16 protein-coding genes are annotated in these 22,493 nt (G+C 71.6%); 6 read left to right on the top strand and 10 right to left on the bottom strand.

Annotated elements, in window-relative coordinates; all coding sequences use genetic code 11:
- The first annotated feature begins 3 nt into the window (after nucleotides 1–3).
- On the top strand, nucleotides 4–1,497 hold the full coding sequence (locus AB0I18_RS40235) for a glycoside hydrolase family 3 N-terminal domain-containing protein (protein ID WP_363110698.1): 1,494 nt from the start codon (nucleotides 4–6) through the stop codon (nucleotides 1,495–1,497).
- 30 nt (nucleotides 1,498–1,527) lie between these two features.
- Here the strand turns inward: AB0I18_RS40235 and AB0I18_RS40230 are convergent, their stop codons facing one another.
- Nucleotides 1,528–2,775 carry a glycosyl hydrolase gene (locus tag AB0I18_RS40230; RefSeq protein WP_363110715.1) on the bottom strand — a complete coding sequence of 416 codons (1,248 nt, stop codon included), beginning with the start codon at nucleotides 2,773–2,775 and terminating at the stop codon, nucleotides 1,528–1,530.
- A 100-nt stretch (nucleotides 2,776–2,875) separates the two neighbouring features.
- Between AB0I18_RS40230 and AB0I18_RS40225 the strand changes: the two genes are divergently transcribed.
- Both AB0I18_RS40225 and AB0I18_RS40220 read left to right on the top strand, forming a co-directional pair.
- Nucleotides 2,876–3,985, top strand: a complete 1,110-nt coding sequence (locus tag AB0I18_RS40225) for a BadF/BadG/BcrA/BcrD ATPase family protein (RefSeq protein WP_363110697.1) — start codon at nucleotides 2,876–2,878, stop codon at nucleotides 3,983–3,985.
- Between the two features lie 196 nt (nucleotides 3,986–4,181).
- Nucleotides 4,182–6,413 (top strand): glycoside hydrolase family 3 N-terminal domain-containing protein, encoded by a 2,232-nt coding sequence (locus AB0I18_RS40220; RefSeq protein WP_363110714.1) that lies wholly within the window; start codon nucleotides 4,182–4,184, stop codon nucleotides 6,411–6,413.
- Between the two features lie 27 nt (nucleotides 6,414–6,440).
- Here AB0I18_RS40220 and AB0I18_RS40215 read toward each other — a convergent pair whose 3' ends face one another.
- The 7 genes from AB0I18_RS40215 to AB0I18_RS40185 all read right to left on the bottom strand — a co-directional run bounded on the left by AB0I18_RS40215 (nucleotide 6,441) and on the right by AB0I18_RS40185 (nucleotide 16,999).
- On the bottom strand, nucleotides 6,441–7,343 hold the full coding sequence (locus AB0I18_RS40215; protein WP_363110696.1) for a carbohydrate ABC transporter permease: 903 nt from the start codon (nucleotides 7,341–7,343) through the stop codon (nucleotides 6,441–6,443).
- Nucleotides 7,340–8,392 carry a sugar ABC transporter permease gene (locus AB0I18_RS40210; protein WP_363110695.1) on the bottom strand — a complete coding sequence of 351 codons (1,053 nt, stop codon included), beginning with the start codon at nucleotides 8,390–8,392 and terminating at the stop codon, nucleotides 7,340–7,342. The genes AB0I18_RS40215 and AB0I18_RS40210 overlap by 4 nt, the downstream gene beginning before the upstream one ends.
- A gap of 2 nt (nucleotides 8,393–8,394) precedes the next feature.
- Entirely contained in the window at nucleotides 8,395–9,768 is a 1,374-nt protein-coding gene (locus AB0I18_RS40205) for an extracellular solute-binding protein (protein ID WP_363110694.1), read from the bottom strand.
- 150 nt (nucleotides 9,769–9,918) lie between these two features.
- Nucleotides 9,919–10,659, bottom strand: coding sequence for a peptidyl-prolyl cis-trans isomerase (locus AB0I18_RS40200; protein WP_363110693.1), 741 nt, complete (start codon nucleotides 10,657–10,659; stop codon nucleotides 9,919–9,921).
- Nucleotides 10,656–14,945, bottom strand: coding sequence for an NEW3 domain-containing protein (locus tag AB0I18_RS40195; protein ID WP_363110692.1), 4,290 nt, complete (start codon nucleotides 14,943–14,945; stop codon nucleotides 10,656–10,658). Before AB0I18_RS40195 ends, AB0I18_RS40200 begins: the two co-directional genes overlap by 4 nt.
- 124 nt (nucleotides 14,946–15,069) lie before the next feature.
- Nucleotides 15,070–16,032, bottom strand: coding sequence for an LLM class F420-dependent oxidoreductase (locus tag AB0I18_RS40190; protein ID WP_363110691.1), 963 nt, complete (start codon nucleotides 16,030–16,032; stop codon nucleotides 15,070–15,072).
- A gap of 82 nt (nucleotides 16,033–16,114) precedes the next feature.
- Nucleotides 16,115–16,999 (bottom strand): MurR/RpiR family transcriptional regulator, encoded by an 885-nt coding sequence (locus tag AB0I18_RS40185; RefSeq protein ID WP_363110713.1) that lies wholly within the window; start codon nucleotides 16,997–16,999, stop codon nucleotides 16,115–16,117.
- 308 nt (nucleotides 17,000–17,307) lie between these two features.
- On the opposite strand from AB0I18_RS40185, the gene AB0I18_RS40180 reads away from it, so the two are divergent.
- The 3 genes from AB0I18_RS40180 to AB0I18_RS40170 all read left to right on the top strand — a co-directional run bounded on the left by AB0I18_RS40180 (nucleotide 17,308) and on the right by AB0I18_RS40170 (nucleotide 19,025).
- Nucleotides 17,308–18,072: an SIS domain-containing protein gene (locus AB0I18_RS40180; RefSeq protein WP_363110690.1), complete on the top strand. Its 765-nt coding sequence runs from the start codon at nucleotides 17,308–17,310 to the stop codon at nucleotides 18,070–18,072.
- Between the two features lie 131 nt (nucleotides 18,073–18,203).
- Nucleotides 18,204–18,614 (top strand): STAS domain-containing protein, encoded by a 411-nt coding sequence (locus AB0I18_RS40175; protein WP_363110689.1) that lies wholly within the window; start codon nucleotides 18,204–18,206, stop codon nucleotides 18,612–18,614.
- Between the two features lie 210 nt (nucleotides 18,615–18,824).
- Nucleotides 18,825–19,025, top strand: a complete 201-nt coding sequence (locus tag AB0I18_RS40170; RefSeq protein ID WP_363110688.1) for a hypothetical protein — start codon at nucleotides 18,825–18,827, stop codon at nucleotides 19,023–19,025.
- A gap of 61 nt (nucleotides 19,026–19,086) precedes the next feature.
- Here the strand turns inward: AB0I18_RS40170 and AB0I18_RS40165 are convergent, their stop codons facing one another.
- The gene (locus AB0I18_RS40165; protein WP_363110687.1) at nucleotides 19,087–19,707 is read right to left on the bottom strand and encodes a TetR/AcrR family transcriptional regulator; all 621 of its coding nucleotides are present in this window, start codon (nucleotides 19,705–19,707) and stop codon (nucleotides 19,087–19,089) included.
- A gap of 102 nt (nucleotides 19,708–19,809) precedes the next feature.
- Entirely contained in the window at nucleotides 19,810–21,867 is a 2,058-nt protein-coding gene (locus AB0I18_RS40160) for a discoidin domain-containing protein (protein ID WP_363110686.1), read from the bottom strand.
- Nucleotides 21,868–22,493: the final 626 nt, after the last annotated feature.

Below are 22,493 nucleotides of genomic sequence, written 5' to 3'. Positions count from 1 at the left end.
GACGTGACCCACACCGTGCCCGCCGCGAACGACGGCCCGGCGCTGCCCGTCGACCTGGACGAAGCCGCCCACCGCTGTCTCGTCGCGGGCTTCGACGGCACCGCGAGCGTCCCCCACACCCTCAAGCGGCTCATCGACCGGGGCCTCGGCGGGGTCATCCTGTTCACCCGCAACGTGCGTGACGCCGAACAGGTGCGCGCGCTGACCGACGAGCTGCGGGCCATCCGCCCCGACCTGCTGGTGGGCATCGACAACGAGGGCGGTGGCATCGGCCACCTGGTGAGCGCGGGCGCGCCCGACGTGCCCGGCAACTTCGCGCTCGGTGTCGCCGACGACACCGAGCTGACCGCCCGCTGTGCCGACGCGCTGGCCGGACACCTGGCCTCCCTCGGCATCACGGCTTCGTACGCTCCGGTCGCGGACCTCCAGCACCATCCGGACAACCCGATCGTCCGGACCCGCTCCTTCGGCGCCGACCCCGGGCTCGTCGCCCGCCATCTGCGGGCCTGGATCACCGCCACCGAGGCGCGCGGCATCGCCTCCTGCGCGAAGCACTTCCCCGGCCACGGCGGCACCGTGACCGACAGCCACCACGACACGGCCGTCGACCCGCGCACGTACGACGAACTGCGCCCCGACCTCGAAGCGTTCCGCGCCGCCGTCACCGCGGGCGTACCGATGCTCATGAGTGCCCATGTCGTCTTCCCGGCGCTCGATCCCAACCGTCCGGCCACGCTGAGCCGCCGCATCCTGCGGGATCTGCTCCGGGGCGAGTTCGGCTTCGACGGCGTGCTGGTCAGCGACGCTCTGGAGATGAAGGCGATCGCCGACCGCTACGGCGAGGCGGCCGGGGCGCGGATCGCCCTCGCCGCGGGGGCCGACCAGGTCATCGTCGCCGTACCGCATCTGGAGACCACCCTCGCCTGCCGCGACGCGGTACTCGACGCGCTGCGCACCAGCGCCCTGCCCGAGGAGCGGGTACGGGAAGCCGCGGAGCGGGTGCGCCGACTCGCCGAGCGGTACGCGGCTCCTGCCGACCTGGGCGGGATCGCGGGATGGGATGCCAGGGCCGGGATGGCGGCCGCGCGTCGGGCCGTGCGCGGGCGGCCCGCACCGCGGCCCGTGCCCGGCGCGCACGTCGTCGACCTGTTCCCGCCGCCGCACCCCGCGCTCAACTGGGGCGGAGAGGACCTGCTGACCGAGCTGCGCGCCGTCGACCCCGCGGCCACCGGGACGGCGGTCACCGAGGCTCCGGCGGACCCGGCGGCCCTCGTCGCCGGAATCCTGCGACGGGCCGAGGGCGTCCCCTTGGTCGTCGCCACGTCCGACGCCGGGCTGTACCCCTGGCAGGCCCGCCTCCGCGACGCTCTCCTGGCCGGGCGGGCGGACGCCGTACGCGTCTCGACCGGGCTCCCGGAGGACGGCGACGACCTCTGCTCGTACGGACGCGGTCGCGTCAACCTGCGGGCGGTGGCGGAGGTGCTGGCGGGCAGGTGAGCAGGTGCCCGCCAGGCGACTCCACCGCGTTCACGGCCGTACGAGCTCCGTGATCCCCCTGGCCGCGAGGTACTCGGCGTCGTCCGTCCGGGAGGCCAGGACCACCGCCGGGCGGGGGCCCTGGGTGCGCAATCGCATCCACGCCTCGAAGTACGAGCCGCCCGGACCCGACACGGAGCGGGTGGCGGGTGTGCAGTCGAGCACCAGAGCCATGTCCCGTGGCTGACCCGGCCGGGGCTTGGCGCGCAGCTCGGCGATGGTCTCGGCGAGTGCCGTGGCGATCGGCTTGGGGGCGCCGGCGGAGTCGAAGAGGCCCAGCGTGTACTCCAGTTCCGGGAAGTCGGCCAGCGACCGGTCCACGTCGTGGGAGCACCACCACGTCACGCCCCACAGGTGCGCGCACTCGGCGGCGTTCAGCACGGTCGCGCGCGCGAACTCCGGTGCGTCGGCCGCCGGGATGTGCGGCTCGGGCGCCCCGGTCTCCTGGACCCAGACCGGGCGTGTCCCGTCCTCGGCGTACGCCTTGGCGAGCTCCACGCCGTATTCGGCGAGGTGCAGGACCTGCGGGGAGCGGGGACCATAGCGGCGTGCGCAGTCGCCCGAGAAGACCCACGGGTGGACGGTCGTCAGGTCGCCCTTGCGGGCCGAGGCCTCGGGGGTGAACGGATGGTCGTCGCCGTACCAGGCCGCGTCGTACGCGGAGTGCGTGACCAGCCGGCCGGGCGGGGCGGCGGACAGGCCGTCCCGGGCGGCGGCGAGGAGCGTGTCGAGGTAGTGGTCCACCTCCTGGACCGTCACCGGGTTGTGTTCGACCAGGTTGTTGAGCTCGTTGCCGAGCTGGAGCCCGATGAGGTTGGGCCGGCCGGCGAGGGCGCGGCCCAGGACGCGCAGCAGCTCCGCCTGCGCCTCGATGGCGTCGGGGTCGGTGAACACGTTTCGGTGGTGCCAGCTGCGGGTCCACTCCGGGTAGAAGTCGAAGCTCGACAGGTGGCCCTGCACGCCGTCCACGAGGACGTCGAGACCGGCCTCGGCCGCCAGGTCGACCAGCTGCGCCAGCTGGTCGACGGCCGCGGTGCGGATGAGCGTGCGGTTGGGCTGGAGCAGCGGCCAGAGGTGGAAGACGCGGACGTGGTCGAGACCGAGTCCGGCTATCCGGGCCAGGTCCTCGCGGGCGTGTGCCGGATCGAAGTCCTGCCAGGCGTGGAACCAGCCGCGGCGGGGCGTGTAGTTGACGCCGAAGCGGGGCGCGGGCGCGGCGGACGCGGGCGGAGTGCTGATGAGGACCTCCTCGGGATCCCGACCGTGGGCCGGTCGGATTCTGTCCCGACGGGCGGTCGGGGCTTGTCCTGGGCGAATGTATCAACCACCATGGTCGGCAATGAACAATGATTTGAACCAGGATTCGAGCCGGGTTTCCGATCCGCGCCCGGATCTCGTGGTGGGCCTCGACGCGGGCGGCACCCGCACCCGCGCCGTCCTGGCCGGCGCCGGGGACGGACGCCCGCTCGGCGAGGGCGCCGCCGGACCGGGCAACGCCCTGACCGTCCCCGTACCGCAGCTCACCGACCACCTCACCGAGGCCATCGCCCAGGCGGTCCCCGAGCGGGTGCGCGGAAACGTGGTGGCCGTGGCCGGCGGTTTCGCGGGCGCCGCGGAGACCTCCCCGGACGAGCCCGGACGGCTCAACGCCCTCTCCGCGCTCACCGCCGCGCTGCGACGCCTGGGCATCGCGACGGACTCGGTCGGAGTCAGCAGTGACATCGAGGCGGCCTTCGCCTCGGCGCCCGGCACCCCGGCCGACGGGCTGGCCCTGGTGGCCGGCACGGGCGCGGTCGCGATGCGCATCAGCGACCGCCGCTGTGCGACGACCGTCGGCGGCGACGGCTGGCTGCTGGGAGACGACGGCAGCGGCTTCTGGATCGGCCGCGGCGCGGTACGGGCGGCGCTGCGTATGGCGGACGGCCGCGGCGCTCCCACGGTGCTGGCCTACGCGGTCGGGCGCGCGCTGGGGATGCCGGTCGAGGTACTGCCGTACGGCAGCGCGGGCGCGGGTGGCGTACCCAGCGCGAACGGCACCGCGGTCGAGGCCGCCCGCGAGCGACGTCCTGCGGCGCCGGAGTGGTCGCCTCCGCAGCGCGCGGCCTACCGCATGCACCTGCTGCCCCGTGTGATGGCAGACCCTCCCGTCCGTCTCGCCCGGCTCGCTCCGCTGGTCGCCGAGGCGGCCCGGGACAAGGACGCCGTCGCGGAGGCGATCCTCGAAGAGGCCGCGGATCACCTGATGGACACGATCCGTGCGCTGGAGCCCGGCCCGGGCGAGCGGATCGTCGCCACCGGCGGCCTGCTCGGCCCCGACGGGCCGTTGACGGTTCCCCTGAGCGATCGCCTCCAGCCCCTCGGTCTACACCTCGACTGGGTGGCCGACGGCTGCCGGGGCGCCGTGGCCCTCGCCCGGATCGGGCATGCCCGCTCCTCCGGGACCACCTGACCCACCACACCCCACCGAAGCCGCCCGCGACAGTCACGACAGCAGGAAAGGGACCGGCCGCATGCCGACTCCGGAACACGCGGCCGCCCGGGCCGAGCGGATACCCGACGCTTCCCGGGGCCACGAGGCGCTCACCGCCCGCTACCAGGACCCGCACACCCCCGTCGACGCCCGCGTCCGCGACCTGCTCGCACGCATGACGCTCCGCGAAAAGGTCGGCCAGCTCAACCAGCGGATGTACGGCTGGGACGCCTACCGCCGCACACCGGACGGCTTCGAGCCGACCGAGGCGCTGTACGCGGAGACCGAGCGCTTCGCCGGACTCGGCGCCCTGTACGGGTTGCTGCGCGCCGACGCCTGGTCGGGCGTCGACCACGCCACCGGAGCCGGCGCCGCCGACGGCCCGGTCCTCGCCGACATGGTGCAGCGGCACGTCATGGAACGCAGCCGCCTCGGCATCCCGGCGCTCCTCGTCGAGGAGGTCCCGCACGGCCTCATGGCACTGGACGGCACGGTCCTGCCGGTCAACCTCGCCGTCGGAGCCACCTGGAATCCCGAGCTGTACGAGCAGGCCGCCGCCCACGCCGCCGCCGAACTGCGGGCCCGCGGCGGCCATGTCGCCCTGGTCTCCGCCCTGGACATCGCGCGCGACCCCCGCTGGGGCCGTACCGAGGAGTGCTTCGGCGAGGACCCGCACCTGGCCGCCCGCCTCACGGAGGCGCTGGTACGAGGCGTGCAGGGCGAACTCGGTTGTACCGGCGGGCAGTTCGCCGACGACAAGGCCGCCGTGGTGCTCAAGCACTTCGCCGGACAGGGCGCCACCGTCGGCGGCCGCAACTCCGCGGAGTCCGAACTCGGCCCGCGGGAACTCCACGAGATCCACCTCCCCGCCGCCCGGGCCGGAGTCCGGGCGGGAGCCGCCGCCGTCATGGCCGCGTACAACGAGGTGGACGGCGTTCCCTGCGCAGGGAATCAGGCCCTGCTCGACGGACTGCTGCGCCGCCGCTGGGGCTTCGACGGGCTGGTCATGGCGGACGGCCTGGCCGTGGACCGGCTGGCCCGGATCACCGGCGACACCGTCTCGGCGGGCGCCCTCGCCCTGAACTCGGGCGTCGACCTGAGCCTGTGGGACGACGGCTTCACACACCTTGAGGAGGCCGTCGAACGTGGCCTTGTACGCGAGGACGTGCTCGATGCCGCCGTCGCCCGGGTGCTGCGCCTGAAGTTCCGGCTCGGTCTGTTCGAACAGCCGTATGCCACAGGCCGGTTGACCGCTCCGTCCGAGGCCCGCGGCAGGGAACTGAGCACCGCCCTCGCCCGAGGCGCGGTCACCCTCCTCCACGACCACGGCGGGGTGCTGCCCGTGCGGCCCACGGTCTCCCGGATCGCCGTACTGGGACCGCACGCCGCCACGACGGCCCACCAACTCGGCGACTACACGGCCCCGCAGCGCCCCGGCACCGGCGCCAGTGTCCTCGACGGGCTGCGGCGGCTCGCCCCGCCCGGGGTGGACATCCGCCACGCCCGTGGCTGCGCGCTCACCGGTGACGACCTGTCCGGCACCCCCGCGGCCATCGCTCTGGCCGGCAGCTCCGACCTGGCCGTTCTCGTCCTGGGCGGCAGCAGCGCCCGTACGCCCGAAACGGACTTCTCCGCCAACGGAGCAGCCCTGGGCCCGGTTTCCGAGATGACCTGCGGAGAGGGTGCGGACCTCGCCGGACTGCGACTGGGAAGGGCACAGCACGCCCTGCTGGACGCCGTCGCCGCGACGGGCACGCCCACGGTGGTGGTCCTGGTGCAGGGCCGCCCGCACGCCGTCCCGGAGGCCGTGGACCGTGCCGCGGCGCTGTTGACCGCCTGGTACCCGGGCCCCTGGGGCGGCGAGGCGATCGCCGAGGTCCTGCTGGGACTCGCGGAACCCGTCGGCCGGCTGCCCGTCTCCGTCCCGCGGTCGGCGGCCCAACTGCCCGTCCACTACAACCACAAGGACACCGAGTACGGGTCCTACGTGGACGAAAGCGCCGAGCCGTCCTACTCCTTCGGGCACGGGCTGTCGTACACGCGCTTCGAGTACGGCAGCCCCAGGCTCTCGAATGACACGGCCAACACCCGTACATGCGCGGTGACTTGCGAGATCGACGTCACCAACGCGGGGGAGCGGAGCGGGCGTACCGTCGTTCAGCTCTACATCCGCAGGCTGCTCACACCGACCTGGCCGCGCACCCTGGAACTGCGTGCCTTCCGGAGCGCCGAGCTCGCGCCCGGGGAGAGCCGCACCATCGCCATCCCGCTCGGCGCCGACCAACTCGCGCAGGTCGGCGCCGACTTGGAGACGGCCGTGCTGCCCGGCACCCTGGAGATCCGCGTCGCCGAGTCGGCGCGGGCCGCGCTCACGGCCGTACCGGCGGTACTGAGCATCGAGGGGTAACAGGGCGCGGAGCCTCGGTGAGACGGCTCAGAGCTTCACGGCCCCGGACGCGACACCCCGGTAGAACCACCGCTGTGTGATCACGAACAGCACCAGCACCGGGATCACGGAGATCACCGAACCCGCCATCACCATCCGCTGGTCGTAGCCGAAGGAGGAGGTCTGCAGGCGGGCCAGTCCCAGGGTCAGCGTGAACTGCTCCTCCGAGCGCAGCACGATCAGCGGCCAGAGGAAGTCGTCCCAGGCGCTGATGAAGGTGTTGATGGTGACGACGAGGATGGCGCCGTAGGCGGACGGCAGGTACAGGTACCTGAACCGTTTCCACTCGCCCGCCCCGTCCAGCATCGCCGCGTCCTCGATCTCGCGCGGGACGGCCAGGAACGCGGCCCGCATGATGAGGACGTTGATGGCGGCGACGAAGCCCGGTACCCACACGCCGACCAGGTTGTCGACCAGGCCCATGTCCCGGATGCTCAGGAAGAGGGACACCATGATGGACTCGAAGGGGAACATCATGGACGCCATCAGCAGCACCCACACCAGCTTGCGGCCCTTCCAGGAGGGCTTGGAGAGCATGTAGCCGGCCATGGTGGAGAAGACGAGCTGGCTGGTGATCGACAGGACGGCGACGAACAGGCTGTTCCTGATGTACGTCCACACCGGGACCTGGTCGAAGATCTCGCGGTACGCCCGCAGGGACGGATGACGGGGGATCAGCGAGGCGCCCGCGCCGAACACGTCCTCGCCCGCGCCCTTCAGCGACGACAGCAACTGCCACACGAGCGGGCCCACGGTGATCAGGAGGACGAACGTCAACAGCAGGTAGCGGACGATCAGTTCGCGGGGGCGGCCGTAGTCGCGCCAGCGGGGCATCAGGCGTCGGCGCTTCTCGACAGGCGCCGCGGCAGGTTTCTCGACAGTGGTCGTCATGCCCCGTCGTCCTCCTTCGTGAGGCGCTGCGCGAGCAGCGTGAGGCCCAGGGTGAGGGCGAAGAGGGCGACGCTGACGGCGGCGCCGTAGCCGGCGTTGCCGGTGAGCGGGTCGAGGCCGACGTCGCGGATGTAGAAGGGGAGCGTGCGGTCGGCGCCGCCGGGGCCGCCGGTGGAGCCGCCGAGCATGTAGATCTCGGTGAACACCCGCAGGGAGCCGATACCGGTGAGGGTGCCGACCAGCATCATCGACTGGCGTACGCCGGGCACGGTGATGTTCCAGAAACGGCGCCAGGATCCTGCGCCGTCCACCGAGGCCGCCTCGTGGAGTTCCTTCGACACGTTTCCCAGCGCGGCCAGGTAGAAGATCATGTACCAGCCGAGGCCCTTCCACAGCGTCAGGCCCATCGCCGACAGCAGGATCAGCCACGAGTCGGACAGGAAGGGGATGGCGTCCTTGATCAGATGGGACTTCTCCAGCCAGGTGTTGACCAGGCCCTCGTCGCTCAGCAGCCACTGCCAGCTCAGGCCGACGACCACGCTGGAGGCGAGGACGGGCGTGTAGAAGGCGGAGCGGAAGAAGCCGATGCCCGGCAGGTTCTTCTCGACGAGGACCGCGAGGAACAGGGGCAGCAGGACCATCAGCGGAACGACGATCACCGCGTACAGCACGCTGTTGCGGGTGGCGAGCCAGAAGTCGTCGTCGCCGAACATCCGCGTGTAGTTGTCCAGGCCCACCACGTTGAACGTGCCGCCGAGCGGCTTGGCGTCGGTGAAGGACAGGATGACCGTGTTGATGAACGGCCACAGTCCGAAGACCGTGACGCCGACGACCGCCGGCGCCATCCACAGCCAGGGCAGCCACCAGCGGCGGTAGAGCGCCGCGCCTCCCGCGTCCGAGGCGGGACCGGGGGTGACGGCGCGCAGGGCGCGGCGCAGCGGCCCCGGCGGGGGCGGCTCCGGGGAGGCGGCGGGGCGCGGGGCCCCCGCCCCCGTGGCGGCGGGGGCGGGTGCCTGTTCGAGCGTGCCGCGCGCGGCTTGCCGATCCATCGTCAGCTCGCCTGCTTGATCAGCTCGTTGGCCTTGGACTGGGCCTCGTCCAGGGCGTCCTGGGCGCTCTTCTTGCCCTGCATCGCGAGCTGCACCTGGGCCGTGATGGCGTTCAACTCGCCCGGGGTCAGGGCGATTTCGTCGGCCGTGGCGGTCTTGCGGTCGCCGGCGACGATCTTGCGGGCCTCGGCGAAGGGGTCGTCGCCCTTGACCGACTGGAAGAAGGGGTCGTTCAGCGACTCGGTCGTGGACGGGAAGATCACGACGTTCGGGTCCTTCGCCCACTCCAGCTGGTTCTTCGCGTTGGTGAGGAACTGCGCGAAGGCCAGGGCCGTCACCGCGTTCTTGCTGGTGGACGCGGTACCGATGTACTGCGGGGCGCCCACGGTGTGGCCGAGGTCGTCCAGCGGGTAGCGGGCGACGCCGGTCTTCTTGTAGACGGTCGGGTTGTTCTCCTCGATGAAGCGCAGGTAGTTGGGGTTCGTCTGGCCGTACACCAGCTTGCCCTGGCCGTAGACCGTGGACGGGTCCTGGTTGGAGGAGAGCGAGTCCCTCGGCATGGCCCCGGCCTTGTACAGCCTCTTCATCCAGTCGACCCACTGGGCCGTCTTCGGGTCGTCGGCGAAGGTGAAGGACTTGCCGTCGGCGGACAGCACCTTGACGCCCATCTGCTGCCAGTCGGCGGGGATGCGCAGCGAGGGGTTGGCGAGGAAGGCGTAGTAGTCGCCGTCCGAGGCCTTGGCTATCTTCTCGGCGTCGGCGAACAGGTCGAACATCGTCGTCGCGGGCTCGGCCGGGTCCAGGCCCGCCTTCTTCATCAGCTCGGTGTTGAAGGTCTGCACGATGCCGCCGGAGTACCAGGGCAGCACGCTGTGGACCTTCTTGCCGTCGGCGTCGGCGTAGGAGCTGGAGTCCCACATCGCCGGGCTGAACGGCTTGCCGGCGTCCGGCGCCTTGTCGTCGAGGTTCAGCAGGTAGCCGTTCTTGGTGAGCGCGATCGCCGTGTTGACGTTGATGTTCACCACGTCCGGCAGCGTGCAGCCCTGCGCGTCGGCGACCAGTCGCTGGGTGAACGTGGCGTCGCCCGGGTCGTCGATCCACTTGACGCTGGTGCCCGGGTGCTCCTTCTCGAAGGCCTTGATGACGGGGTTGAAGTAGTCCCCGAAGTCCTTCTTCAAGTTCGTGGTCTGGAACGTGATCTTGCCCTTGACGTCACCGGTGAGCTTGCCGGATCCGACGTTCGCCTTGTCGACCTTGCAGCCGCCGGCCGTCGCCTCGCCGCCGTCGTCGGAGCCGCCGGAGAGGCCGCAGCCCGCCGCCGTCAACGTCAGTACGACGAGACAGGCCATGGATCCGGTCAGTCTTCTTGCGCGCATCGCTGCCCTCCTGAGACCCGGTCTGATGCTGGTTCAATTCACCAACTTCGACTCCGATTGATGAAAATGTGGACCAGAATTCATCGGAGGTCAATGGGGTGCCGTGTTGCTTTTAGGTTCCGGCCGCGATCAGTGCGGTGACGGCGTGAATCAGTGCCGGTGCTCGTGGTCCGGGTGGGAGGGATCGCCGGGGTGCTCGTGCCCGTCCGCGTACACCACTCCGGCGCGGGCCCGGTCGAGCCAGGCGAAGAAGGCGCGCCGGCCCGCCGCCTGGCGCAACGTGTGGGCGATGCCCTCGCGTACCTCGTCGTACGGCAGGAAGTCCGAGGATTCGGCCAGGCCGAAGAGCTCATCGGAGGGATCACCGAAGGGTTCACCGACGGGCCCGCCGAATGGATCGACGCCCCTCCGCAGGGCGTCCCGGGTCAGGAAGCGGTCCGGGTTGCGGTCGTAGTAGTCCCGGACCGCCTCCTCGGGCACGTGCTCCTCACCCTCCAGCTCGGTCAGGAGCACGCGTGCGGCGGGGGAGTGGGCGAGGACCGCGGCGACGATGCTGCCCAGGTCGGCGACATCCTCCTCGGCCACGTCGAGCACCTGGGACGGCCGGACCTCTTCGGGAGGCTTCAGCCCTCGCTCGGCGCAGGCCCGCCGGGCCAGCTCGTCCGCCACGACCACCTGGGTCGCCCAGCGCCGCCGCTGCCGCTCGGCGCGGGCCAGGGAGTCGGGACGGGTCTCGCGATCACGTGGCGGTACGACCTCCAGGAACGCGTCCACACGTGCCGAGTCGAGGGTGTCGCCGTGCACGAACGCGGCGGCCCCGTCGGGCGGGCGCGGGTGGACGTGCGCAGGGCCGTCGGGCGGATGGGTGTGCGCGTGTCCCCGGTCGCTCATGGCAGCACCTCCAGGGGTACGGCCTCCGTGTAGGCGACGCTGCCGTGCCAGGCGGTCTTCACCAGCAGCCAGTACGCGCCCGGCGGCACCGCACCGCCGTCCACCTCGATCGCGCACTCCAGCCGCTCCCCGGCGGCCACGGTGAAGCCCTGGCAGCCCGGGTCCACCCCCGGCCAGGTGCCCCACGACGACACGGCCCACAGCGTGCCACTGACAGGACCGCGAGTGGTGTTGTGCACGGTCACCGGAACCCGGCTCCGCTCGCCCGCGCGGACACTGATCCGCTCGACTCCCAGCTGGGATACGAGAGTTGGGCCCGTGCGTCCGTCGGGCTCGCCCTCGGGGACGGTGCCCGGCACGTCGAGGGCCACGGCATCCTCGTACGTCTGCCCGCCGTACGACAGCCGCGCGGCGAGCCAGTGCCGGCCGGGTGCCGCGTCGGGGGCGGGTGTGACGGTGACCTCGGCGAGGGTGAAGCCGCCCGGGCCGAGGGCGTACGGCAGTTCGGCGGGCGCCGCGGACCAGCCCGGCGGAACCCGTACGGTCACGGAGCCGGACACCGGAGCGTCGGCGAGCTCCGAGCTGACGCGGACCGTCGCGGTCACGGGGCGTCCGGACCGCACGGTGAGCGCGGCCGGTGAGAGGTACACCGCCACGGGCATGTTGCCGCGCGGGGCGGGGCCGGAGTTGTGCAGCCAGTACCGGGTGTGGACGGGCTGCGCGGGCTCGTGCGCGGCGATGCCGGGGCCGGTCGCGGTGGCCACGGGTAGGTCCTCGGGAGTCGCCAGCACCGTCGCGACCTCGAATCCGGTCAGGCCGACGTCGAGCACGCCGTCGTCCTGCGGGGCCAGTGGCGCCCCCGGGGTCTCCAGGACGTCGGCGCGGGCGCCGGCCGTCCACGCCCGCGGTCCGCGCACCCGGGCCAGGACCGGTCGGCCCGACACCTCGTGCATGCGTACGACGACACCGCGTCCCGGGTCCGCCGGAGCGACGCCGCCGCGGGCCAGCGGGGAGCCGGCCGGCTTGAGCGCGTCGAGCAGCACCTCGCCCGCCGGCTCAAGGCCCAGCAGGGTCGCCTGCCTTGGCAGGACCGGGCCCGGCACGGACGCGCCGCCGTCGCGCAGCCGCGCGGTGAGGGGATGGTTGTAGGCGTGGCCGGTCCGCGGCAGCCCCAGCTCGCGCCAGTCGCCCTGGCCGCCCACCACGGCGTACTCGAAGGTGTGGGACCAGCGCTGGAGCTGGAAGGCCGAGCCGTCGGGGGCGGTGCGGCGGGGCGGGTCGACCCAGATGCCCGAGGGCCAGCCGGTGCACGAGCGCATCAGCGACATGTAGAGGTCGCCCGAGGAGGTGACCACGCAGCCGGGCGTGCCGCGGTTGAGAACGGCGAAGCTGCGGCCGTCCCACGCGTCGCCCGGCGGCAGCGCCTCGCCGCCGCCCGCCGCGGTCGCCTCGATGACCGCGTCATCGAGGTCGGACACCAGCGCGTCGACCGCCTTGGCGTCGTCCTCCGGGCGGGCGCCCGCCACCACGAGCAGCGGCAGCCGTTCGAGGTCGCGGAGGTCGGCTCCGGGCACCCATTCCTCGCGCAGGCTCGCGCGCGGCGCGACCCAGACGGCCGCCACGCCCCGCTCGGTCAGCTGCCGGCGCAGTTCGCGTCCGGCGGCCGGGTCCCAGCCGAGGGCCTCGGCGACGACCGCGTTGCGGTCGGGCGCGCCGACGGCGATGCGGATGTCGGGCAGGTTGGAGTCGACCTCCAGGTCCCCGTACCGGGGGCCGTCGGCGATCGTCGAGGTCGCGGTGACGCCCGCGCGGACCAGGGCGGCCGCGAGCGGCGTGCCGAGTTCGCCGGCCTCGTCCCAGGAGCCGTAGACGAGTTCGGCGACACCGATCGACCGGTGGCCGAGGAGCGTGCCCGCCTCGTCCCGGATCTCGGCGCGGGCCGTGGACCCGAGGCCGAACCAGGTGTTGGCCGGGTTGTCCAGCGTCCAGGGGAACCGCTCGCTGTCCACCTCCACGAACCCGAACCCGCGCCCGATGACGGCATCGGCCACCTCGTGCACCGGCAGCCCGCCCCGCACGTCGGAGGGCCAGCGGACCCGGATCAGCCGGTCCGCGCCGTCGTAGCCGTCGATGGTGGTGGACACGTCCAGCCGCGCCACCCCGGTCCACAGGCACAGCCGCTGGGTGTACCGGAACAGCCCGAGATCGGCGGTGACGGTGATCCGGGAGCCGGCCGCGGAGTGCTCGATCAGGACCTCGGCGGGCACGTCCCGGCTGCGGGCCGCGGTGGTGCCGGTCGGGGTGAGATGCCAGGGCCCTTCACCGAACCGGGGGTGCCTCGGATACTCCTCCTGCACGACGAGCTCGTTGCCGATGTCGCCGGCCCGCAGCAGATCCCGCTCACCGTTCGCGAGTGTGCGCAGCCGGCTGACTCCGCCGCCGCGCTCCGGGTCGACGGTCACCTCGTAGAACTCGTTGCGGATCGTGGTGCCGTCGCCCGGCGCCCACTCGGAGACGGTGCCTCGCGCGAGCGGGAGCGCCTTCAGCCCCATGCCGGGCACCTGCGGGACGACCACACGCAGCTCGCCGTCCTCCCGTACGGCGGGCAGCGGCAGCCCGGTGTCGTCGAGCGGGACGAACCCGGGGTCGTCGACGGTCAGCACGTCCCGCCGCTCCCAGGTGGCGGAGTTGAAGACGACCAGGTCCGGGCCGCCGCCGGGCAGCGGGGTCACCTGCCGGGCCAGGGCCTCGGTCGCGTCGGCGTGCACGGTCTCGGCCAGGTCCGCCAGTTCGCGCCAGCCGGTCATCAGGTCGATGTAGACCTGATCGGACTCGGAACCTGTGATGGCGTCGTGGTGGGCGCCGTAGATCAGTTGCCGCCACGCCTTGTCGAGGGCCGCGTCCGGATAGGCGTGCCCCGCGACGAGCGAGGCGAGCGTCGCCCAGGCCTCGGCGTCGGCGAGCAGCGTCTCGCCGTACCGCTGCGCCTGCTTGGTGTCGATGTACGAGACGTCCTTGCCCGTGTAGACCGGGTTCATGTCCCGGGTCTGCGGCGAGGCCTTGCGCCCTTCGGCGTCCAGCTCGGCCCGCACGGCGGCGAAGAAGTCGCGCGGAACGGCACTGACGAAGCGCGGCCAGACGTACCGCTCGTTCCAGTCACGGTGGATGGCCATGACCCAGCGGCACGGCGGCGCGTAGTCGCCGCCCACCGGGAGCAGCACGTTGCGGGTGAGCGCCACCTGCTTGAGCCCCTTGAACAGCTTGAACGCGGCCGCCTCCGCCTCGGGCAGCGTCGGCGCGTTGTCGATGGCCCAGCCCGCGCCGTAGTGGTTGACCATGTACGCGGTCAGCAGCCCGCGCCCCGAGGGGGCGATCCACGAGAACTCCGCGGGGAACTGCATGCGCTGCGGATCCCGGGGCTCCTCACCGAAGACGGAGAGGGTCGGCCCCCACTGGTGGAAGGGACCGCGCGCCCACGAGCTGGAGGACAGCCCCGCGTCCGCCATCAGACCGGGGAACTGCGGGTCGTGCCCGAAGGCGTCCAGCTGCCAGGCCGTCTCGGGGGACGCCCCCATGACACCGCGCTGGAAGCCGTCCCCGTACAGGGCGTTGCGGATGGTGGCCTCGGCGCCGGTGAGGTTGGTGTTGGGTTCGTTGTAGGTGCCGCCCATGATCTCGACGCGGCCGGTGCGCAGCAGCTCCCGCAGGAAGCCGCGCTCCTCCGGGAAGGCGTCCCAGTAGGGCTTGAGGTAGTCGACCTCCGCGAGCACGAAGGTGTACGCCGGGTCGCGGCGCGCCAGGTCGCAGTGGGCCCGGACGAGACTCATCCCGGACTGGCCGCGTGAGTCGAAGGTGCGCGCGGGCAGACCGGAGGTCGCCGGGTCGTCGGCGACGTCCCAGGTCTCGGTGTACGCGGCCTGGGTGTTCCACCAGACGGGGTCGTAGTGGAAGTGGCTGACCATGAACATGGTCCAGCCCGGTTCGGCGGCGACGAAGTCGCAGGTCAGCTCGGCGGACCGGGCCGGGTCTTCGGCGTCCCGCGCGGTGATCGTGACCTGGCACCGGTCGCCCGGGGCGAGGCCGCCGCTCATGGGTATCTCGGCGCGTACGGTTCCGTCGTCGGCGACGCTCGCGTGTGTCTCCCCGTCACTGTGAATGCCCGGGCCCGTGGCGGTGAGGTGGACCGTGCGGCCGGGAACGTGACTGATCTCGGCCACCAGCACCTGCGACGGACGCTCACGGGTGCCGACGAAGAGCTCGGTCGACTCGGCTGAGGTGACGCGCATGGGGCTCCTACGAGGGAATCGGCGGGGCCCCATCGTGGCACTTGCCGGTTGGTTCAAACAACCATCTGCATGTTATTTCGGTGGTTCATCTATGCAGAGCAGGTGTGCGCGGCTCGAATCGTGATCAGTGCGCCCGGTCTGCCAGTGCCGTCAGCGTTCGCTCGCCGGCCGGGTCGGCGGCGGTGGCGGGGACCACGGCGATCTCGTCCAGGCCCGCCGCCGCGTAGGCGTCGATGCGGGCGCGGACGGTCGCGGCGTCGCCCACCAGCGCGACCGTGCTCGCGGCCTCCGGCGGGAGCGCGGCGAGCAGGGTGTCCGCGGTGGCGCCGGACCGGGCCAGCTCCACCGCCTCGCCGAAACCGGCCACGGCGAACACGTCGCTGTATCCCGGCACCGTCAGATAGCCGACGAGGCTCCGCAGAATCTGGGTGAGCGACTCCGGCTCCGGGTCGACGGCCGCGGGCAGCCAGGCGGCCAGCCGCGGCGGCGTCCGGCCCGACCGCTCCGCGGCCGCGGTCAACTTGGCGCGCAGCGCGCGGACCTGCTCCGGGGAGACGACGTCGAGCAGCATGCGATCGGCATGGTCGGCGGCCGTGGCGATCGCGCGGTCTCCGAACGCCGCCACGGTGAGCGGCCCCCGGGGTGGCCGATGACGCCGACGGAAGGTGCTGCCGGGCACGATCGGCTCGCCCGGTTCGCCGTGCATGAGCTCGCGTACCGTCTCGGCGCTCTCTGCCAGCGCGGCCGCGGGCCGGGTGCGGGGACGGCCGTGCACGCCTTCGACCACCCGCTTGCTTGAGGTCCCCAGGGCCACCCCGACCGGGCGGCCGATGACGGCGGCGGCCGACGCGGCGCCCCTGGCGATCGTCAGCGGATCGCGCACGGAGACGGCCACGGGCCCGGCCGTCAGGGCGACCTGTTCGGTGGCGAGCCCGATCGCGGTCGCGAGGACGAACGCGTCCCACGTCGGGCCCTCACCGGCCCACACCTCGCGGTACCCGAGCCGGTCGGCGACCGCGGCGATCCGCAGCGGCTCGTCGACCGGGCTGTCGTCCTCACGTGCCGCGGCCACCACGCTGATATCCATGAATCTCACCGTAGTTGCTGCCGTCCGCAGCCCACAGAGGCCCTTGGGCGGCGGACGGCGACTGCCTACGGACGGCTGGGCTTCAGCGCGTACGGCGCGACTTCACCGAGTGCTGGCCGGCGATGTGGTCGGTCAGGGCCAGCGAGGCGCTCGCCCGTGTGTACGACAGCTGCGCGACCCGCACGTAGAGGCAGTCGATGAGCACCAGTACGGAGTGCCGGGCGCCGATGCTCTCGGTGCGGAAACTCGTCTCCGACGAGGACGAGATGAGCCGGAGGTCCGCGGCCCGCGCGAGCGGCGACTTGGGGTCCGCCGTGATCGCCACGGTGGTGGCGCCGCGCTCCTTGGCGAGCTCGAAGGGCTCGATGGTCTCGCGGGTCGCCCCGGAGTGCGAGATGCCGATGGCGACGTCCGCCGGGGTGAGGAGCGCCGCGGAAGTGGCTGCCGCGTGCACCTCGTTCCAGCCACGGACCGAGCAACCGATGCGGAAGAGCCGCACCTCGGTCTCCAGGGCCACCGCGCCACTGCCGCCGACTCCGTAGACGTCGATGCGCCGCGCGCGGGCGACGGCCTGGGCCGCGCGCTCCAGGGCGTCGAGGTCGATCCGGTCGATGGTCTGCTGGACCGCTCGAAGGTCCGCGCTGCCGACGACGGCCACGACGCGTTCGAGGTCGTCGTCGGGGGAGATGTCGGGACCGATCTCCGCGCTGCCCCAGTCGGACACCTCACCGCGACCGCGTTCCTGGGCCAGCTCGATCAGCAGGTGCTGGTACGAGTCGAGGCCGACGGCACGGCAGAACCGGGTCACCGTGGCCTGCGATGTTCCGGTGCGGCGCCCCAGTTCGGCGGCGGAGGAGTGGGTGACGGCCGCGGGATCCGCGAGGATCAGCTCGCCCACCTTCCGGAGGGAGCCGGCCAGCCGGGGCAGCTCGGTGCGGATCCGTGTGGTGACGTCCGTCGGGGGCATTCCGGTGCCGGCGCCGGTCCGTTCCATGGGGTACCCGATCTCCTCGGTGCCTGATGTGTGCCTGGTGTGTGTCTGCAGCGCCGCCGACTCCGCCGGCTCGCTCTCCCGCGAATGTAGCAGCCACCGATCATCTCACGGATTGAATCTCAGGACCGGTCCGCGCGATGCGCCGGTCAGGTCGGGTGAGGGCGGGACAGCGGCCGGGCGCCGACGGGTGCGGGCGTTGCCCGCCGCTCACGACCTATGGTTTATTCATTCAAGTAATCTTGCAAAGGATGGTGGTTTCATCCACCGGTGGGGAGTACCGCGTGTCCGTCGACTCTGTGAACGCCAACGGGTTTGCGCGCGAGGGCCTGGACGTCCTGAACCGCGTCACCGAATCCGCCCGGGGCGAGGTGCGGCGGGCCGCCGAGCTGATGGCCCACTGTGTGAGCACGGGCGGCGTCATCCAGGCGTTCGGCACCGGGCACTCCCAGGCCCTCGTCCTCGAAATCGCCGGCCGCGCCGGGGGACTGGTGCCCACCAACCGACTGAGCATCGCCGATGTGGTCCTGTACGGCGGCGACGATCCGAGCGTTCTCGACGATCCGCTCCTGGAGCGCAAGCCCGGTGTCGCCGAGCGGATCTACGGCCTCGCCTCGCCGCGGCCCGAGGACCTGTTCGTGATCATCTCCAACTCCGGCGTCAACAACGTGATCGTGGAGATGGCGCTGCACGCCCGGGCGCACGGTCACCGGGTCCTGGCCATCACCTCGCTGGCCCACACCCGAGCCGTCCCCGCCTCCCATCCCAGCGGCAAGAAGCTCGCGGACATCGCGGATGTTGTCCTGGACAACGCGGCGCCGAGAGGTGACGCGCTCCTCGAACTCCCCGGCGGTGGTGCCGTCTGCGCGCTGTCCACCCTGACCGGGGTGATGCTCGTCCAGATGACCGTCGCCGAAACCGCCTCGCTCATGCTCACCGCCGACCGACGGCCGCCGGTCTATGTCTCGGCCAACGTGCCCGGCGGGTTCGAGGGCAACCTGGAACTGGAGGAGCGCTACGCGGGCCGCATCCGCCGCACGGCCAGCTGACGCTGGGGGTGTCACCCACATGGGGTGTATCCCGTTGAAGTGCTGCCCCATTGAAGGACGTTGTGGTGAAATCACAACAGGTCAAGAAGCGGCCTACCCGAGTCCTGAACAGTATTTCGCGGAGGCTCACCATGCTGCTTCCCACCCGCACCTTCCGCACCCACTGCGTCGTCGAGTTCCCCGAGGTGGTGGACATCGCCAACGCGGCGGCGGTCCGCGCCGGACTGAACCGCGTCATCGCCGACCACGTCCCTCCGCACGGCGCGCTGATCGCCGATCTCACAGGCTCCCGCTTCGTCACGGCCACGGCGCTCTCGGTACTGGTGGAAACGCGTCGGCGGCTCGAACCCCGAGGCGTGGAGCTGCGGGCCGTGGGATCCGCACCGCTGGTCTGCAAGGTGTTCAGCGTGACCGGGCTCCACAAGGCCATTCCGTTCCACCGCGATCTTCGCGATGCCCTGGCCCCGGCCGGGAACGGGAACCCGCCACTGGCCGCCCTGCCCGCCCCGACACCGAGGCGTGCGGTGCCCTCGCGGGTTTGAGGCGTGGGCCACGGGGCTCCGCCGGCGCCCGGCCGACGGGTCGGCGCGGAGATCGGGCCGACCCGTATCGCTCCTCACATCACGTGTTAACGTCCCACAGCCGCCAATAGGATCTAATGGACTGGCGCACGCACGGAAACAGAGACCGATCATCACCGGTCCAGAGCTCCGTTTCGGATCCGCGCGGCCCTCAACCCAGGATGGTTGTGCATGACTGCTTTCTCTTCTCATCTCGACCCGGCTCGTCCCGCGGACAGCTCCGCGGACACGCCGCCGGCACCGCAGCACCATGATCTGTTCGTCCAGCCGCACTACACCATCGAGCTGCCGCCGCTGGACGAGGACGAGAGCTTCTCGCCGCCTCCCCCGCCGCCCGCGCAGCGCAGGCGTGGAGCGCCCCGGACTCGTTGACGGCAGGCGGCGGACACCGAGGCAGCCGCCGCGAAGGCCACCGAGCCCTTCGCCCTCGCGCTCATCGAACGTCGGGTCGGGCCTCGTCCTCGTCGCGTACGAGGCCGGCGACGTGGTCGACGATCGTGTCGAGAACGTCCGCCCAGACCGCGTCGTCGCCGAGAACGAGGAAGTTCAGCGTCAGCCCGTCGGTCATGGCGGCCAGATAGCGGGCCAGTACGGGGACGGGGACCCGGAGTTCGAAGTCCATGCTGTGCCGGAGCTGGTCGATGAGTTCGCCGTAGGTCTCCGAGTACAGCTCGTACTGCCGCCGCGCCAGATGCTCGAACCCCGGCTGGTGCAGGGCGTACTGCGTCAGTTCATACGTGAGCAGGTGCTCGCCGGGATGGGCGGACACATGGTCCCAGTACGCCTGGAAGCCGGCCCGGACGGTCTCCCGGAGGGTGGGCCTGGGCCGGATCGCGTCCTTCACCACCGTGACGTAGTGGTCGGTGATCGTCGTGATGACGGACTCGACCAGGGCCTGCTTGGAGTCGAAGCAGTAGTGGAAGACGCTCAGTGACACGCCTGCCTCGGCGGCGATGGACCGCGTCGTCGTCTTGGCGACGCCGTCACGGGTCATCGCGCGGATGGCCGCTTCGGTCAGCTGCCGGCGCCGCTCGGCCGACGGCATCCGTGCCATGGGGATTCCCTTTGCTCTCGTTTCTCGCCGGGGAAAGCGGCGAGGGGCCGGCCGGATCGGTTCAGCTGATCCGGTCGGCCCCTCGCCGCCTCGCGGGTGCCGTCAGCTGCCGTAGACGCCGACTTCCTGGAGCGAGTAGCCCCACTCAGTGCCGCGCTGCACCCCTTGGACGCGTACATAGCGGGCCGGCACGCCCGCGAACTGAGCCGTGTCCAGGCCGCCGTCACCGGTGGTGGTGGACCATACCCGCTGCCAGTTCGTACCGTCGGTGGAGACCTCGACGCGGTACGCCTTCGCGTAGGCGCGCTCCCAGTCGAGGGTGACGCGCTTGACGGTGCTCGTGGACCCGAGGTCGAGCCGGAGCCACTGGTCGTCGCTCCAGTCGCTCGCCCAGCGGGTGCCCGCGTCGCCGTCCACGGCCCTGGCGGGCGCGTAACTCGTGAACGGGTTCGACTCCGAGGACCTGGCCGAGACGGCGGAGCCCGCGGCGCGGTTGACCCCGGCCTGGTGGCTCTCGGACGCTCCCCAGGTGTCGAGATAGGACTCGGCGCCCCGCATGAGGTCGTTCACGACCCCCTGGCCGCCGACGAGCCGTATGTCCTCGACCCAGTCCGGTACGAGGCCGTAGTGCGAGGCGCCGTCGGTGTTGAGGTCCCAGGTGCGCTTGCCGGTGGTCTGCCTGTCGATGACGGCGCCGCCGTCGGCGCTGCGGAAGGGGTACCGCACGGGGTTCGAGGTGTCCGCGCCGCGGGGCGCCGGCCAGCCGCCGAGGCCGTTCATGTCGGTGCCGAAGCCGTAACCGACGTCGTACTTCTCGCGCAGCGCGTCGGTGCGCTTCGCCTCCGCGCTGAACTCCTCCGAGCCGTGCATGTACTGGGCGACGAAGCCGCCGAGACGGTAGACCCGCTCGGTCCAGTTCAGGTCCATCCAGCTGTGCGAGGAGAGCACGCCGGGGTACGACTGGGACTCGAGGATGTCGAAGACCTGGCCGGTGGCCTTGACGCTCATGTGGTCGATCTCGATCATCATGTTGCGTTTGACCAGGCCGCGCGTGGCGTACTCGCCGAGCTCGGTGAGACCGCGGGTGTTGCACTGCGCGTCCGCGGAGTACGACGGGACCTCCACGTCCTCGGGCAGTTTCGCCTCCGCGGCGGGCGCCGCGGCATCCCCGATGGGGTTGTCGGCCTGTGGGCCGGTGCACTTCTCCGTCTGCCAGAAGGTGCCGGTCGACAGGAACTGGCCGACGTTGATCGCCGTACCGAGGCCGTGCTCGTCGAAGCGGACCCCGCACAGCGCGTTGTCGAACTTGTGGCACAGGAACATGCTGCGTACGCCGAGCTTGTGCAGCTCGTCCAGACCGCGGTCGATGTCGGCCTTGCTGCACTGCGCGACGTCCAGGATCTGCTTGCAGCCGAACGGCTCGGAGGTCTCGACCCCCAGCACGACGGCCAGTTTGCCCTGCTGGACGACCGAGCGGGCCTGCGCGCTGTCGGTGACGATCCGGAACCAGCCCTTGCCCGCACCGCCGTACATCCTGTCGATGTAGGCCTGCATGTCGTACGTCAGCTTCGCCTGCAGCCGGATGGAGTCCATCTCGTCGCAGCCGCGGTCCTTGAAGAAGTAGACCGAGCAGATCACGCCGTTGGTGACGAGGTCGTTGACGAGCACCCGCTGGCCGCCGCGCCAGGCCCGTTCGATCCAGGCGTAGTAGTTCTGCTGGTGGGTCAGCGAGTCATAGGCGGGCCAGTCCTTGAACGTGGGCCAGCCGTCGGGGTCGTGCTTGCCGTCACCGCCGTTGATGATGAGGTCGAAGATCGCGAGCGAGCCGTCGGGATAGTGCTCGGGGCAGTCCTTCAGCGCGTCGGCGATCCCCGCTTCGGAGAACGTCTTGCCGCAGATGAGCCGGCCGCCGAAGGCCTCGTTGGACATCAGGTGGTTGTGCGCGTCGACGAAGCCCCGCACCTCCCCCTGGGAGTTCGTTCCCTTGAACGGCTCGCCCGTGACGTTGATCTGGGAGTCCGGGGCGGGCCGCGCGGTCGGATTCCACCAGTCCGTCTCGGCCGCGGAACTGGAGGTGGGTCCGAGCGTCAGGGCCATCAGGGCGAGGAGCACCGACAGGATCGTGATGCGCGTACGCCTGCGGTGCGGGTGTCGAGTCATGGTCATCACTCACGTCTTCGGTCGGCGGACGGCGTGGTGCGGCGCAGTGCGGTGCAGTCGATGAGTCAGATTGTCAGGGGCATGACGATCCCGTGAATTGTTGTCATGACTCGCACAAACAATGGGATGAGAATCCCGACTGCCGCGAACAGAGTCAAGGGTCCGGGACGGTTGACCTGACGGGCGGGCGGTTGGGTGGGGGCCGGGGGCGCACACGTCGGGGCCGGGGTATCGCCTGGTGGGCGGGTGTGGCGTGACGGCGGGAGGGTTCCGGCCGGTCGGCTCGACGGCCGAAGATTCTGTGCCGACGCCCGACGCACGCGCCGCACCCGACGCCCGACGCCCGACGCCCGACGCCCGACGCGCGCGCCGCACTCGACGTCCGGCGGGCCGGGCGCTCCGTAACCGCTGGTGTCGGTGCGTCGGGTGTCGGTGCGTCGTGCGTCGGGTGCGGCGCGTGCGTCGGTTCGGCCTGTGGCGGTCGCGTACGTGAAGGATCGCTACAGGCGTCCGCGGAGCGTCTCTGAATGGCTTAGTGATCCCCAGTGTTGCTCAGAGATGTAAGCCAATCGCCTTCGTGCCCTGGTGCCGATGGACGTGCCACGCGGGCCGGCGGACTCGTCCAT

This window comes from Streptomyces sp. NPDC050704, assembly GCF_040654355.1.
In the GTDB taxonomy this organism is placed as follows: Bacteria; Actinomycetota; Actinomycetes; order Streptomycetales; family Streptomycetaceae; genus Streptomyces.
The sequence above is the reverse complement of the archived record's forward strand: the minus strand, read 5'-3'. Positions and strand labels throughout refer to the sequence as shown.